Origin of the sequence: Lactobacillus sp. CBA3605 (assembly GCF_002970915.1) — a bacterium.
In the GTDB taxonomy this organism is placed as follows: domain Bacteria; phylum Bacillota; class Bacilli; order Lactobacillales; family Lactobacillaceae; genus Lactiplantibacillus.
The window spans coordinates 1343830-1359059 of sequence record NZ_CP027190.1; the positions used below are offsets into that span (position 1 = coordinate 1343830).

The window sequence follows — 15230 nt, forward strand, 5'->3', positions numbered from 1 at the left end:
AAATAAAAAGCCTACTTTAAAAGTAGTCCAATTCCCGCTAATGAAGAATTGATATACTAATATAGTAGGCTCATGCCTGATCGAGTCAGTAACACGCTTTATTTATGGATTAATAGTAGCAAGGATTGTAAGCGTTGTCAATGGCGTTTGTTAATTTAATTAAAATTGTTTTTTTACAGGTATACCAATTCATTAAATGTGTAGACAGATCAACGATGAAAATTTATTTATCAATTTATCATTATAATCGTGATAAACTATAAAGAAGATACTTACAATTTGAAAGGAACCAACTTTTTAATGACATATAAAACTATTCTATTCGATGTTGATAATACCTTAATTGATTCAGCTTCCATTGCTGCAACTGTCTTCCATGATGTTATTGCGACCTATGGTATCAATATTCCTGTACAACAGCTCCGAGATTTGGTCGGTTTACCCACTGATAAAATTCTGAAACAATTACAAATCGAACCAGTCGCTGAAATTGCAGCCAACTATGTTAAAGCAATTAGTGCTTACAAAGATGATTTACAATTCTTTGATGGTATTCGAGATACTTGGGAACACCTGAATAACAATGGTATTAACACTGGAATCGTGACCTCAAGAACCATGCCCGAAGTTAAGAGTGACCTAGCTAATTTTCCAGAAATCACTAATTCTAAAATCATCGTAACTGCTGATAAAACTAGTGAACATAAGCCAAGTGGGGCACCACTGGAATTTGCTATAAAACAAAACAACTTAGTTAAAAATGAAACTATTTATGTTGGCGATACTATCTATGACATGCAGGCAGCTTTTGACGCTAAAATCGACTTTGCTAGCGCTTCTTGGGGAGCCCTACCTAGTGTTGATTTTTCTGAAGCAACTTATCAGTTGAAACAACCCTATGAACTGTTGAGCTTGTAATGATGGTTCTTTTCGATGGGTGTTGATAAGTTTTTTAAGCGTTAGGGTTATAACCCTGATTTAAAAGAAAAGTTGATAAAAAATTCTCGTTTTTTGAGAATTTTTTATCAACTTTTCACTTTCTTCTTAGTAATACCTTGATCAATTTTGAAATATTATTGGTCATCAATGCTATTCCAACTTCATGCTAAGGCGTTGTTGCCGGTTCTTAATGAACTGGATCTTCAAAATACTCAGTAACCCGATAGACCTTGTCTAGTTCAAGTATAGTTGCATAGAAGTGCAATTATCGTCTGCATATCCGTAGAAATGACTTCAGCTAAACCGTTAATTATTCAAACGATATATTTTAGGAGTAGATCAGTCAAGTTCTAGTTTTAAAGTTGTTTAATTACCGGTATAATGCATTTGCAAGGAAAGTATCTTTATTTCTTTTTGTTTTATCGAAATAAGAATACCAGAGAACCTTCTCTGCTCTTTTTATAGAATAATTAAAATTCTTATCCCAAACCCTAGTTTAATTTCCTGTAATTTATCACCTTAGCTAGTAGCACCCAAAATTTCAATTCTACTTCCAACTTTAAAATTCGGATACTCACCTTTAGTAACATATAACGTACCTGGAAGCTTAGCCCTCGTAGCACCCGTAAAACTGATGGCCATATGACCAAGCCGTCCCAAATTAGCTTGTACTTCAGTCCCGACTGAAGTAATTATATACTTCTGTTCGTCAATCTTCAGCATCATTCCAGAAATAATTTGTTCTTTAATGGGTTCTATCTTAATAATGAAACATGACGGTCGTAATGCCGCTGGTGCTTCATCACCAAATAATATTGCCATGTCGATCATCTTAAAATCCACCGTTTCAGCACCAATCTCTACTACTTTTGTTGAGAAAAATTTTTTTTGCTTTTTCATCGTTTAAACCACCTTCACAAACAACTTATTTTGCATACAATCCAAAACTGGCAATCCATGCTACAAAAACACGTGGAACCCCATTAATAAATCGACTGTACAGCACGGATGGCACCCCAACCTCAACTGTTTTTGAGTCCGCTTCAGCTAATCCAAGACCTACTGGGATAAAATCACATCCATTTTGCGTATTAATGGCAAACAATGCCGGCAGTGCATATTGAGGAGGAATGTTTCCCTTACCAATTTCAACCCCAATTAATGTTCCAATAACCTGACCAATTACCGCCCCTGGACCAAGTAGAGGTGATAGAAATGGTAAAGAACAAATAAAGCCTAAAATCATAAGTCCCCATACATTTCCTGCCAACGGTTCCATAACACTAGCAAAAGCTTTACCAATACCAGATCCATTAATAATACCAATTAATAGTGCGACAAAGGCCATGAAGGGAATAATTGTATTAATAACCGTTTGTACCGCGTCCTTAGCAGCTTGATTAAAAGTCGAAACTACCCGACCGGCTCCAATTCCAATCTTAGTCAGAATACCCGGATTTTTTGTTTGCGCAGTTAAAGTTTTGGTATTATCAAATTTATCATCGTCTATAAGATCGTCACTGTTAGCGCTTTCATTTCCGTGTTCAGCTCCTGAATCTGCATTCGTATCAACTAATTCAATCTGTTCAACATCTACATTAGAAACATAATTACTCTCGTTCATAAACTGTGACAAAGGTCCACTTTTTCCTGTTGGTAAAACATTAATTGTTTTAATACCTTTTTTGGGATAGATACCACAACGTAAAGTTCCACCACAATCAACGACTGCCAGAGCCGTCTCTTCATCCGGAATTGAAGTTTTAAATCCATCAATTGCTTTCATACCAGTTAGTCTAGCAATCTTATCAACTATCGCTGGCTTATTACCTCCTGTTACATACACAAACTTATGTTTTTGCGCCGTTGGCGTAATAATTAGCGGACCGCCCCAACCACCGGATCCCTTAACAACTTTAATACTACGAAATTCTTTTGCCATTATTCTAATTCTCACTTTCTTAGTTACACACTCAATTCAACTTTTTTAGACAAAGTAATCCCTTGTTGTCGACAAACATAAGCAGTTGTAAAATCAGTAATCCATCCACCAATAAAGTTCATAAATAATCCAACTAGCATATATCGAATTGCTAAATCCATCGTATTTAGTCCTAATTTTTGAATCCCTTGAGCAATACCCAGCCAAATAAAATATTCAGATGGATTAATATGAGGAAAAACACCATTACTAGTATGACAAAATTGTGCAATTGACGCATACCAACTAGGTTTATAATATTCTGGTAAGAATCTTCCCATTGAGTGGGCCATAGGATTACCTAACATAAAAGCTGAAACAAATGGTAAAATCAAGTATCGTGTAAAAGGATTTTTAGAAGAGGCCTTAGCGAGTTTAGCCATCTTCTTATCACCAACGAACGCAATAATCGCATTCATTAATACTAACAATAATAAAACCACAGGTATAATGGATGTCATCCATCCAATTAGAGTTTTTCCTCCACTTTGAAATAGTCCCATAAACCCAGTGGCCAGATCAGTAACTACTTTCATAATAACTATGCTCCTTTAATTCATCTATTAATCATTTGGTTTACTAAGCACTTTATAATAAAATGCTTTGATTTTTTCAACCATTGGTAAACTCCAAATTTTTACAGTACTGTCAAAATCTTCAGGTATGAGCTTCTTAGAACGATAGTCACTATAACTCTTATATGCGTCTAATAAACATATTCGAGTCAGCCTATCAAACTGTCTTAGTTGTTGATAGGAAGCCGCAACCTCAGCCAAATTCTTTTGTCGTAATATTTTTATCTCTGTAAATTTAGCAAATATTGTAACGCCTTTCATCATTTGCGCTTCAATAATGTTCCCATCTGCATTCACCGCAACCAGAATCAATGTTCCTGAACGTACTTTTTTAGGATTTTTACCAATTGCTACTGGTGCCATTAATCGGAGTCGATGAAATGTAGTTGAAAAATTTTCAATCTGCTTTAATCCTAGTAACCCTTGTAATATAAAAGCACCAACTAAAATCATACCAAAATAGATTAACATTAAATCGCCTCCATTAATTGATTTAATCCACGATTTTCGTCATAATTTTTCAAATTATTATAAATATTACTATTAGCCATAATGCTCCTGATTAGATCATAAACTTGTGACAAAATTCGACTTAAATTAGCATCTAATTGATATGGTATCGCCACCAAAAAAACAACATTGACAGTTTGATTGTCAAAAATAACTGGTTTATGAAATAAGCCAACTGTCACTAAAATCCGCCGCAATCCTGACTTATCAATAACATGAGGTAACGCTACTCCATTTCCAAAAATACTACTGGAAAGCTGTTCTCGTTTATGCCAATCATTAATAAATCCAGATGTTAATTGTCCATCCAAAATTTCCTGATTAATTAGCTGGCTAACTCCAGTTAAATATGTTTGTCCCCCATTAAATCTTGTAACTCTAAAGTTACATAATCCACGACCAATCGCTTCATCAACTACTGATATTTGCAATCTTTCTCGAAGCGTCCCTTGATTGAAAACTGCATTTAATCTGATGGTTGGCGTATGATCAATTAAGATATTATTAGTTAAAAATCCATTTGAAAATATTAACAAATACTTTTCTGAGCTATTCTCCAAATCGCTTTCTGAATTAAAAATATCAACCTGAAGACTATCATCCAGTAATTCCTTTAACTTTTCAGTAATAAACTTTTTCATACCAACACTAATAGGTCCAACTAATCCCACTCGATGTATTAGTGGTGCAGCCATATATTCTTCTAGTTCCATCTGAAAGTAAACTGTTAGATAACCTAATTCTTGATTTCGAATTCCTATATGTAGCTTTTTAGCAATTGCTACAAGTGTTAATTGCGCTAATTCGGTTGAAACTGGATATTTATTCAGCACATCTTCTGAAATGAATCCTTCTGCTTTGACATCAAAAATAGCCCGATTAATTAAAAATAGCAAATGATACTGCAACTCTACTAGTAGTCGTTTAAAATCTAAATTAATATCCAACTTCTGTTTTAAGCTGGGGAAAATTGTTTTCATTAATCTATTAACATCCATTAAAGCTGCTCTAATTAATGTGGCATTATCTGTCGTTATCTTTTTTATATTAAACGGATAAGAGATAAAATCCCATTCCCCAATACTCAACGAATCCCCAACAATATCAGTAATAAAGTTACGTAATTTCTTAGTAGTTGCGGATGTTAGTAACTGATAATATTGAGGTATTGGTTGATTAATTCGAATATTATATTTATGCAACCATTTAATAACTGAGATATTTCGCTTAATCATCATAACTGTATCATCACTGCTATCAATCTGTTTAACTAATTCGGTCAACTTAATATCAGCGGGCACATCCCAAGTACTCCCCAATTCATAGTACTTTCCAACCAGCATTCGCGTAATAACAGCATACATATAATCATTTTTAACTACTAAATGTATACCACGATTTGTTTTAGTCTCAATTTTGACATTATAAAAATCTAGTTTATTTCTTAACACTTTTAAATCATTATTCACTGTCCCACGGCTAATCGTCAATGATTCTGCTAGATCATCTAAAATTATATATTCTCCGGTCCGCTTTAAAAGTGTCTTTAAAATTGTAGCTTGTCTTTTAGCTGGGTCATTGAAATCTAAATCTTTTTTCAAAAAATCAGTTTGTACTTTTGCAATTACCGTGTAATTGTTAATTATTAAATAAAATTTTGATTGATTAGTATTAATACTGGCACTACCATCTAAATACTCATTAATTTCACGAATATTTTTTTTGATCGTTACTCTAGAAACAGAAAAATGCGTTTGAAGCTCCCTCAAAGTCAGTGCATCATTATTAATAAAAAAGATTAAAATCTCAAAGTTTAGTCTATTCATCATTACACCACATCCTAACCCAGACCCGAAGGCTAGCCGCGACTCTTACCACCCGCAACATTAATCGTTACACCCGTAATATAACTTGCCCGATCTGAAAGTAAGTAATTGACGGCATCTGCAACTTCCGAAAGTTTACCGCTCCGGCCAAGCGGTGTAGTAGAAGTACTTTCGTACCCAACACGAATATCTTTAACCGTCTTATGCCGTGTATATGCTAATGCTTCTTCATATGTGCGAGTTCGTAAGCCAGTTGCTTCCATGATACCCGGAGCAACACCTACAACTCGAATATTATGTTCCCCTAGCTCCTTAGCCCAAGAACGCGTAAAACCATTAATGGCACCTTTAGTTGCCGAATAAACACTCTGGCCTTGTGATCCTTCCAGTCCAGCTTCGGAAGACATATTAACAATCACACCATACCTTTGTTTTTCAAATTGATGCGTTACTGCTTGAGATACTTGAAAGACACTCTTAACATTTACGGCAAACATTTTCTCGAAATCATGCTCGGTAAACTCATATTGACTATGCGGTTCTGCTGCATCTGCCAATAGTCGTGGCAAATTAATCCCAGCATTATTAACTAACCCATCAATTTTCTGTTGTTCCTTTACGACTTGTTTAACTAAACCATTAACTTCCTCATTATTAGTAACATCTGTTTTAACAAAGTATAGATTCTTATTTTGAATTTCTCCTTTATTTAAATCTGCATTATACACAATTGCACCATTACCCAACAATTCTGTCACAATTGCCTTGCCTATGCCTGACGAACCACCAGTAACAACATATACCTTACCTGCAATATTAATCCACGATTTATCCATTACGTTTTTCTCCTTTTATAGTTTCCTATTTTCACTAACAAGCATACAAGAAAACGCATACATTATTAATACAGTCTTTTTTCACCTTCTTTTTAAATTGGTATACTAATTCAAATAAACCTAAAAATCTAATTTAAACAAACAATATTTTTATGACTTCTAATTTATTAAAAAAGCATCTAGACCTGGTGTATACCCAAAAATTCACCTATCAACACCGGTTAACAAGTTTCTGAATTCTAATTATAGAATATAGATTGAATTCAAAATAAAAAAGGCTCAATTCGTAAATGAATTGAACCCAAACTTCCCTCATCAACACTGCTTGACAAAGAGTTTAAAAATATTTAGTTTTGTATTGTTCTTCATTTTCATGACAAGAAGTCGACACTTAAAACTTACTATTTCATTTGATTATTTAACTAATTCAGTTGCAGCATCAGGTGTTAAGAAATCTTCGTTAGCCTTTAAATCAAAACGCTTGATTAAATTGCGGAAATCTTTATCAGTGATTGATTGTAAGATTTCACCGCCTTGTTGACGAATCGTCGTGTAAATCAAGGCTGACTTTTCAACGGTTTCAACCAAACCATAGGTTTCATCCAATGAGTCACCAGCAGCAAAGACACCATGATGTGGCCAAACAACGACACGGAAATCACGCATCTTTTCCGCAGTCTTTTCACCAATTTCGTTAGTCCCTGGACACATGTAAGGAATCACACCAATACCTTCTGGGAAGACAACAATAGATTCTGGATGCATCTTCCAAAGAGTCCGGCTGAAACGCTTAGATGATAGTGGAATAGTAAAAGTCATCGCTACCAAGTTAGTTGGGTGGCAATGCATGATAACCCGTTGATTAGGATTTTGTTTAAGACGTTCGATATGACTCATCAAATGAGCTGGAAATTCACTGGTTGGTTCACCACCATCATTGAAGCCCCACATCAAGTCAACACGGTTGCCAGCCTTGCTAATCCGAATTAATCCCATATCACGTTCTGAGTAATCGATCATGTTCTTGAAGTAGCGCCCAGTCCCTGTAACTAAGTAATATTTACCAGCTAGTTCACTAGCATCAAACTTAATGGGAATCTCGCGTAGAATTTTATCAGTCCCAGTAAAAGCTTCAACTTCATCTTTGGTGAGGCGTAAGCTGACGTTACCACCATTACGTTCATCCCAACCATGGCGATACAAATTGTTAGTTGTTTTAGCCATATCACGAACATATGGTGATTCAATAAAGTCTTTCATTTTTACAACCTCTTCTTAATTTATTATTTTGGCAATCTACAAAATCTAATTATTGATTGTCACGTGGAAATTGAACTTTTTTTTCATAACTGTGAATATCATTCAACCAATCGGTTCCAACTGGGGTATCATTTTGCAAACAGAATTCATCCCAGATTGCGCCAAACGGAAATGACTTCAATTCTTCGGTGACTGCTAAACGCTTGGTGAAATCAAAATTCAATTCAGCTTCCTTCAAATCATCAATTGGTGCTAACATCGCTTGCAACAATGCCTTTTGAGTAGCACGGGCACCAATAACCCAAGCCGCAACTCGGTTGATTGTCGCATCAAAGAAATCTAAGCCGATATTAGTCCGACCTAATTCATTATCGCGAACTAAGGAACGCGTAATACGAGTTAAAGCATCGTCAAAGATGACAACGTGATCACTATCCCAACGAACTGGACGTGAAACGTGTAACATCAAACCTTTACCAAACGGTAAGAAGGCTGAAAACTTGTCAGAAACATCTTCTGTTGGGTGCCAATGACCAGCGTCAATTGTCCAAAGCTTGCCACGACTAATTGCATAGTTGTTATAGAACAAATGTGAACCAACAGTGTACGATTCAATTCCAGTTCCGAATAACTTACCTTCAACGGCTTCAATCGTATTCTTTTCGTCATACTTCTTAGCAAAGACTTCATCCAAAGATTCAATCAAGCGTTCACGAGGTGCTTGTTTATCAATCGGGTTATCCTTAAAGCCATCTGGAATCCAGAAGTTATTGACCGATTGTTGATTAAGTTCTTCACCAAAGTAATTTGCAATGGCCCGAGACTTCTTACCAACTTCTATCCAGTAATCACGAACTGCTTTTTCTGGACTAGCTAAAGTAAAATTATGCTTAACCATCGGGTTTGAGAAAAATGAAGGATTCATATCCAACCCAACGCCTTCTTGCTTAGCCCAATCAACCCAATACTTAAAGTCTGATGGTTCAACTTCATTGAAGTCTTTCTTCTTATTAGTCACACCATAAATGGTATGTAATTGCACTTTGTGACTACCTGGAATCAAACTCAAAGCTTCATGTAAATCGCCAGTCAATTCATCAGGGGTGCGGGCGCGGCCAGGATAATTACCGGAAATACCAATCCCACCAGTTAATTCTTGATCAGGATTCAAGAATCCATGCAAATCATCGCCTTGCCAACAATGAATTGATAATTTAACTTGTGTCAATTGTGCCATGACTTTATCAGTATCAACGCCTAATTCAGCGTAACGCGCTTTAGCAACTTGATAAGCTCTTTCTACTTCATCTGTTTTGACCATTACAATTCCTCCTCAATCTAAATGAAACATTTCCTTCAGATCTGTTGTGACGGGACTATTATCAGGATTTGTATCCATTAGTGGCTCCATATAACGCCACCATTCTTTACAAACCGCTGTATCGGCAATCATGTTATAGGTTGTTTCATCTGGTACTTCTAAATAAGCAAAAGTTTGACCAGTCGCTTCATTTAGAAAAATCGAATAATTCGAAGCACCATATTCCTTCAATGTTACACGCATTTCTGGCCACAATTCCGAATGACGTTTTTTATATTCTGCATAAGCATCCTTATGTAGATACATGACTTGACCTATTCTAACCATCTATGCCAACTCCTTACTATGGCTCTTCAAAAAGTCTTGATAGCTATTTAGAACACCTGAATACTTATCAGTTTCAGGAATAAAGTGATTTAATTCAAATGATTGACCAATCATTTCACGCCCAGCTTTTAAGTCGGCCACATCACCAGTGCTAATCATTTGAACTAACACATTACCAATTGCTGTCGCTTCGTTGGGACCAGCAACTACTTCAACCTTGGCTAACGTACTAGTCATCTGATTTAATAATGCAATATTACTACCACCACCCACAATATTTAAGGTGGTCACTTGACAACCTAAAATTTGATCAAGCTTTTGAACCTCATTTGCATAGAACAGGGCCAAATTTGAATAAACCGCTATCATAATTTCGCTAGGCGTTCGTGGAACCGTTTGGTGGGTCTCCCGACAATACATCTGGATTTCATTAACCATATTAAATGGCTTAATGAACTGTGGATCATTAATATCAATAAATTGTTGGAAAGGTTTTTCCTGAGCAGCCATATTTGCTAACTCACTAAAACTGTAACAATCGCCAAGATCCCGCTTAATGCACTGGGCAATCCAAAGTCCCATAATATTCTTTAAAAACCGGTAAGTCCCATAAGCACCCCATTCGTTAGTGTAGTTGTTTTCAAAGGCTTTTTGTCCACTCTCAGGAGTGTTTAATTCTTTTCCGAGTAACGACCAAGTTCCAGAGCTTAAGAAGGCCCAATCATCACCAACACTAGGAGTCCCAACAACGGCAGAAGCCGTATCATGAGTCGCAACTGTAATCACTTTAGTCACTGGTAAATCGAAACACTTCATCCAATGATCAGTAAGGGGTCCCAGATAAGTTCCAGCTTCAACTAGTTTTGCAAATTGACTATCGTGAACATTAATTTTCTTCAATAAATCTTCATCGAATAATCCGGCTCGTAAATTTAACATCTGTGTCGTTGAGGCATTCGTGACTTCTGTCACAGAGTGGCCCGTCAATACGTAACCGATATAATCCGGGATCATCATAATTTTGTCAGTCTTACCTAATAAATCTTGATTTTCTTCATATAATTGATATAACGTATTAAAATCTAAAAACTGAATACCAGTTTTTTTATACAAATAATTTTTAGGTAAATCACTGGTTAAATCTGAAATGGCATGCAACGTCCGATTATCACGATAGCTGATTGGATCGGCAAGCTTGCGCCCATCTTCACCAACAAGGACATAATCAACTGCCCAAGTATCAATACCTAGATAGACTTGTTGGTATCCGGCCGTCTTCACTTTAGTCAGCCCAGTCATAATTTCATGAATCAAATAATCAATATTCCAACGGTCATGACCATCATTCTTTTTAAATCCATTTTTAAAACGATGAATTTCTTTTAATTTGATGTGTTTGTTTTCATCACATTCCGCTAACATCAGGCGTCCACTAGACGCACCAATATCGACTGCAACATAGACATTTTTCACTGATCATTCACCTCGTCCTGCTTCACAGCAACTTATATTATTCATTAATATCATTTCTATCAAGATAGTCTTTTATGTCCCCTGTCTTGATTACACTATAATTGTATGCGCTAACAACGGTCGTCACAATGTCACAAAATGCGAGGAAAAGTATCATATTTGCAGATATTATTTTCCTGATTGGAAACTGTAAAAACTTAAAAAACCCGATAAGTTAATATCAGGCTCCGTTTAACACTATTTTTAGGCATTATGATTTCTTGTTTCTGTTGGCAAATGTCCATATTTTTGTTGGTACTTATTATAGAAATAGTTTTTATTGGAAAAACCAACTTGCCGAATAATTTGTGAAATCGGCAACTTAGTTGAAGTGATCAATAGTTGCGCTTGTAACAGCTTCTGCTGATTTAAAAGCTCTGTGAAGGTCTGACCGGTCTTTTTCTTGATCAAATTGCTTAAATAATAGCGATTATAGTTTAGTTCTTTGGATACTGACTGCAGAGAAACCGTAGCGTAGCCCTTTTCAATATCCTTGAGGACCGTTAGCATCACTGGATCGTTCAATCGTTGCTTGGATTTATTCATAATTTCGCTCTGATAATCACGAACTAACGTAATTAACAAGATTGGCAAATAACTGCTAATAATTTGATTTGAGAAATTTCTAGAAAAATAGTACTCCGACAGAATAGTATCAATTATATGGATAACATCAGAATCACCATGTTTGTGAAAATAAATAAACAACGGTTCTGTTTGATCCTTAGTCGTTGTATTCATTAAAAAATTAAAAAGAATACTATCTGAATCATATAATTTATCAAGCAAATCAAGGTGAATATCTTTATTTCTAAACAAAACATTAATCAGAATATCGTCATCACCAAGAGCCTCTAAACTATGTGAACTCCCAATATTAAGCAGAACAACATCCCCTGCTTTCAATTCAACACGCTTACCATCAATATATTCCACACCATGACCAGAGTACATATAATTTAACTCTAAAAACTGATGAGTATGAAGTGGGTACTTGGCATATCGATTATGTTTACTGACATAGATATCCTTATTCTTAAAAAAATGACGGTTATTCAAAGAGATAAAATCATCATTACTGGCATCAATTGTATCATCCGGTAAATCCTGCACGTATTTATGCGTCTGCTTTTGAACTTCTTCAACAGCAGTTAGTTGGTGTAAAAGCGCATCTAATTGCTTATCCATCATATTTATTCATCCCCTGTAAATCCAATACACATCTAGTAAAAATATCATATTGCAATACTCATTGTATCATTGTTTAATGTTATTGGAAGCGGTGTCATATTTTTTTTGTGCGGACCTTTATTTAATTTGTTCAATTTGCTAACCATAAATAAATTCATTTAATAAAATATTTTCAGAAGGGTGATTAGTCATGAAAATCGGTATTCGTGCTCATGATATTCATATTTTCGATAATCCTGAGAAGCTAGCTATTAGCTTGAAGGAACATCAATTTCAATACATTCAGTTTGCACCACGTGTTTCTTTAGCTGGTTTAACTCAGAATGGTGCTCACATTAATTTCGGCTTAGGCAACCGTGTTAAACAAGCCTTTGATCAAAACGGCGTTAAAATTGCCGTGCTCGGGTGTTACTGCAATATTATTGACCCGGATATGGTCAAACGCCAACGAGTCTTACATCAATTCAAGAAGTATTTAACTACGGCTCATTCATTCGGTGCTGATTTAGTAGCTACTGAAACTGGAAGTGTCGATCCAACTTTTCATAAGACACCTAATAATTTCACAGCCGTCAAGATTGACGAAACAATCGAAATCATCCGCAATTTAGTTAAAACTGCCGAAAAAGTGGGCTGTTTAATTGGTATTGAACCCGGCGTTAACCATCCAATTTATTCTTTAGCCGTCACAAAACAATTACTCGCAGCAATTCCTTCACCAAGCTTACAAATCGTATTGGACCCTGGCTCATTAGTCATGAACGCCGACGATGACCCCGTTAAGATTCTTAAGCAAGGCATTCACGACTTTGGTGACCGGATTTATGCTTATCATATCAAGGATTTTGTCTACAAAACTGATCATATTGAAATTACACCAATCGGTGAAGGCCAAGTAGACATTGAAGCACTATTCAAAACGATCAATGCCGCTCAACCCGGAGCCTATGCTATTGCCGATGAATTATCTACAACTTCGATTGAGCAATCATTAACTCGCCTACAAGCAATTGCGCAAAAAATTAATTAAAGTAAAGGATCAACTTAAAATGTCAATTCAATCAACTAACCCTTTAGCAGGTAAAATGCTCTATGCTTTTGGTTCGAGTATCGTTAATGGTCACTTAGCCAATACAAGCTTTGTCGAAGACGTTGCCAGAGACAACCACTTGCAATATCGTAAATTCGCCATCAATGGTGCCACCACCCGGACTAGCGATTCCAATAATATTTTAAAACAAATTGTCTCTGCACCAAGTATTATTCCTGACTTCATCATCTTTGATTCTTGGGCTAATGATGCTTATCCTGAAGTTGCCAATGATCCAAAACGATTTGGTGAAATCACTGACGACTTCGATACCCGGTTGGACTCTAAAACCTATTGTGGTGGGCTTGAATCCATCTGTAAAACACTAACCACAAAATACTCTGGTGCCAAGTTTATTCTTTTAGCAACTCACAAGACTCCTGCACGTGAATTTGCAATTCAAGAGAAGATGTATCAAACAGCCATGACTATTTGTCACAAGTGGTCATTTGATGTGGTAGATCTGTTTAACGCTGGTAGTTTTAACACGTTTGTCAAAAACTATCAATATAACTATTCTTATGACCAACCGGACGAAAATGGCGGCAACTATGCCTATGGTGGTTCTGGAACCCATCCAAACGCCGATGGCTATCGTCGTTTTTACGACACATCGGTAACTAACAAGTTATTATCATTCGTTTAGAACTGTTCATTTCATCAAAAAAGCGACCCACCTCACCAGTAGTTTTACTAGTGAGGTGGGTCGCTTTTAGTCATGCTTTCCTAAGACTTAATTTTAACGCAAAGTGATTGCATCAATACCTGATGCGAGTAAGCTAAAATCCATTCCTTGATCGAATTGACGATCTTCCAGCGTATTAAATCGTTCAGCCATGTAATAAGCCGTCAAATACCGCTTCAAAATTGCCTTTGATGCCTTCAAATCATCGGCTTCCTCTGGATGAAAATTCTGAACAACTGCATAAGCAAATTTTTCTTCATCTAATTTCATTTTATTTTTTGCCATAATTAACACTCTCCATTTCTCATTTATAACATGACTAGTCCCGTGGCGCCCACTAATAAGATAAGCAAACCCAAAACGATTTTCTTAACTTGCCTGTGAACCAATTCATGCAAAACTATACCACCAATTAGCGTTGACACAATCACGTTTAACTGTGACAAGATAAATGCGTTGACCATGCCATTCAAAGAAAGCGAAACCAAGTAGGTCGCTGCCGCCGCTGAGAAAATGATGCCCGAAGAAATACTTTTCAACGTTGCGAATTGCCAAACTTCATGTGGCTTAGGCATGCCAATCACTAATGCAGCTGTCACCATGCCTAAAGCTTGCGGTAAAAAGCCGTTTAAATTCGAGCTAACTTGGGCATAATGTGGTAAAGCTGAATAACCCCAATAACCGATAGTTGTAAAAATCAAAATAAAATATTGTTTTGACAGAACAGTTGTAATTTTCAACTTACCATTTGTCAGATAAACTCCCAGTAAAATCACTATCAACATCACGAGACTGAACATAATATCCTGCGCCCCATGCCACTCATGAAATAATAAGCCACCAATGATACTGTTACCAATAATTTGTAACGCCGTCGACAGCGGCATCGTCGTGCTAACCCCTAACTTCTCGTAACCGTTATATTGACCACTCTGACCAAAGCTCCAGCAAAAACCAGAACCAAAGAAAATCAAACCAGCTTGCCAAGTCACGGTTAAATGTAAAAGCCAGGTTAATATTGCTGCAACTAACGTAATCCCAATGGTCGTCCCAATCATCTGTTGACGAAACGACCCACCAGCGATCTTACGAATCCAAATTGGTAAAATACCCCAACAGATTGCAGGGACTAACCCAATTAATATTGCCCACATAAGATTACCTGATTTCATCTGCT

General features: G+C 36.3%; 16 protein-coding genes. 3 read left to right on the forward strand and 13 right to left on the reverse strand.

Annotation, left to right across the window (positions count from 1 at the left end; all coding sequences use genetic code 11):
- Positions 1-300 precede the first annotated feature (300 nt).
- A complete protein-coding gene (locus C5Z25_RS06565; RefSeq protein ID WP_105451907.1) occupies positions 301-918 on the forward strand; it encodes an HAD family hydrolase in 618 nt (205 codons plus the stop codon).
- 540 nt (positions 919-1458) lie between these two features.
- On the opposite strand, the gene C5Z25_RS06570 is transcribed toward C5Z25_RS06565, so the two are convergent.
- From C5Z25_RS06570 to C5Z25_RS06620, 11 genes are all read right to left on the reverse strand, one after another.
- Positions 1459-1839, reverse strand: a complete 381-nt coding sequence (locus C5Z25_RS06570; RefSeq protein ID WP_105451908.1) for a PTS glucitol/sorbitol transporter subunit IIA — start codon at positions 1837-1839, stop codon at positions 1459-1461.
- Between the two features lie 25 nt (positions 1840-1864).
- Entirely contained in the window at positions 1865-2881 is a 1017-nt protein-coding gene (srlE, locus tag C5Z25_RS06575; RefSeq protein WP_105451909.1) for a PTS glucitol/sorbitol transporter subunit IIB, read from the reverse strand.
- A gap of 23 nt (positions 2882-2904) precedes the next feature.
- Positions 2905-3456, reverse strand: a complete 552-nt coding sequence (gene srlA, locus C5Z25_RS06580; protein ID WP_105451910.1) for a PTS glucitol/sorbitol transporter subunit IIC — start codon at positions 3454-3456, stop codon at positions 2905-2907.
- 27 nt (positions 3457-3483) lie between these two features.
- Positions 3484-3966: a transcriptional regulator GutM gene (locus C5Z25_RS06585; RefSeq protein ID WP_105451911.1), complete on the reverse strand. Its 483-nt coding sequence runs from the start codon at positions 3964-3966 to the stop codon at positions 3484-3486.
- Positions 3966-5834 (reverse strand): BglG family transcription antiterminator, encoded by a 1869-nt coding sequence (locus tag C5Z25_RS06590; RefSeq protein ID WP_234002721.1) that lies wholly within the window; start codon positions 5832-5834, stop codon positions 3966-3968. The genes C5Z25_RS06585 and C5Z25_RS06590 overlap by 1 nt, the downstream gene beginning before the upstream one ends.
- Before the next feature lie 29 nt (positions 5835-5863).
- Positions 5864-6667, reverse strand: coding sequence for an SDR family oxidoreductase (locus C5Z25_RS06595; RefSeq protein ID WP_105451912.1), 804 nt, complete (start codon positions 6665-6667; stop codon positions 5864-5866).
- Between the two features lie 414 nt (positions 6668-7081).
- On the reverse strand, positions 7082-7927 hold the full coding sequence (gene rhaD, locus C5Z25_RS06600; RefSeq protein ID WP_105451913.1) for a rhamnulose-1-phosphate aldolase: 846 nt from the start codon (positions 7925-7927) through the stop codon (positions 7082-7084).
- Between the two features lie 49 nt (positions 7928-7976).
- On the reverse strand, positions 7977-9248 hold the full coding sequence (locus C5Z25_RS06605; RefSeq protein WP_105451914.1) for an L-rhamnose isomerase: 1272 nt from the start codon (positions 9246-9248) through the stop codon (positions 7977-7979).
- Between the two features lie 12 nt (positions 9249-9260).
- On the reverse strand, positions 9261-9575 hold the full coding sequence (gene rhaM, locus C5Z25_RS06610; RefSeq protein WP_105451915.1) for an L-rhamnose mutarotase: 315 nt from the start codon (positions 9573-9575) through the stop codon (positions 9261-9263).
- Positions 9576-10997 (reverse strand): rhamnulokinase, encoded by a 1422-nt coding sequence (gene rhaB, locus C5Z25_RS06615; protein ID WP_105452857.1) that lies wholly within the window; start codon positions 10995-10997, stop codon positions 9576-9578.
- 294 nt (positions 10998-11291) lie between these two features.
- On the reverse strand, positions 11292-12278 hold the full coding sequence (locus C5Z25_RS06620) for an AraC family transcriptional regulator (RefSeq protein WP_234002722.1): 987 nt from the start codon (positions 12276-12278) through the stop codon (positions 11292-11294).
- A gap of 190 nt (positions 12279-12468) precedes the next feature.
- Between C5Z25_RS06620 and C5Z25_RS06625 the strand changes: the two genes are divergently transcribed.
- On the forward strand, positions 12469-13308 hold the full coding sequence (locus C5Z25_RS06625; RefSeq protein WP_105451916.1) for a sugar phosphate isomerase/epimerase family protein: 840 nt from the start codon (positions 12469-12471) through the stop codon (positions 13306-13308).
- A gap of 19 nt (positions 13309-13327) precedes the next feature.
- Positions 13328-14014 carry an SGNH/GDSL hydrolase family protein gene (locus C5Z25_RS06630; RefSeq protein ID WP_234002723.1) on the forward strand — a complete coding sequence of 229 codons (687 nt, stop codon included), beginning with the start codon at positions 13328-13330 and terminating at the stop codon, positions 14012-14014.
- A gap of 93 nt (positions 14015-14107) precedes the next feature.
- Here the strand turns inward: C5Z25_RS06630 and C5Z25_RS06635 are convergent, their stop codons facing one another.
- On the reverse strand, positions 14108-14338 hold the full coding sequence (locus C5Z25_RS06635) for a hypothetical protein (protein WP_105451917.1): 231 nt from the start codon (positions 14336-14338) through the stop codon (positions 14108-14110).
- Positions 14339-14361: 23 nt separating this feature from the next.
- Positions 14362-15207 (reverse strand): GRP family sugar transporter, encoded by an 846-nt coding sequence (locus C5Z25_RS06640; protein ID WP_105452860.1) that lies wholly within the window; start codon positions 15205-15207, stop codon positions 14362-14364.
- Between the last annotated feature and the right edge of the window lie 23 nt (positions 15208-15230).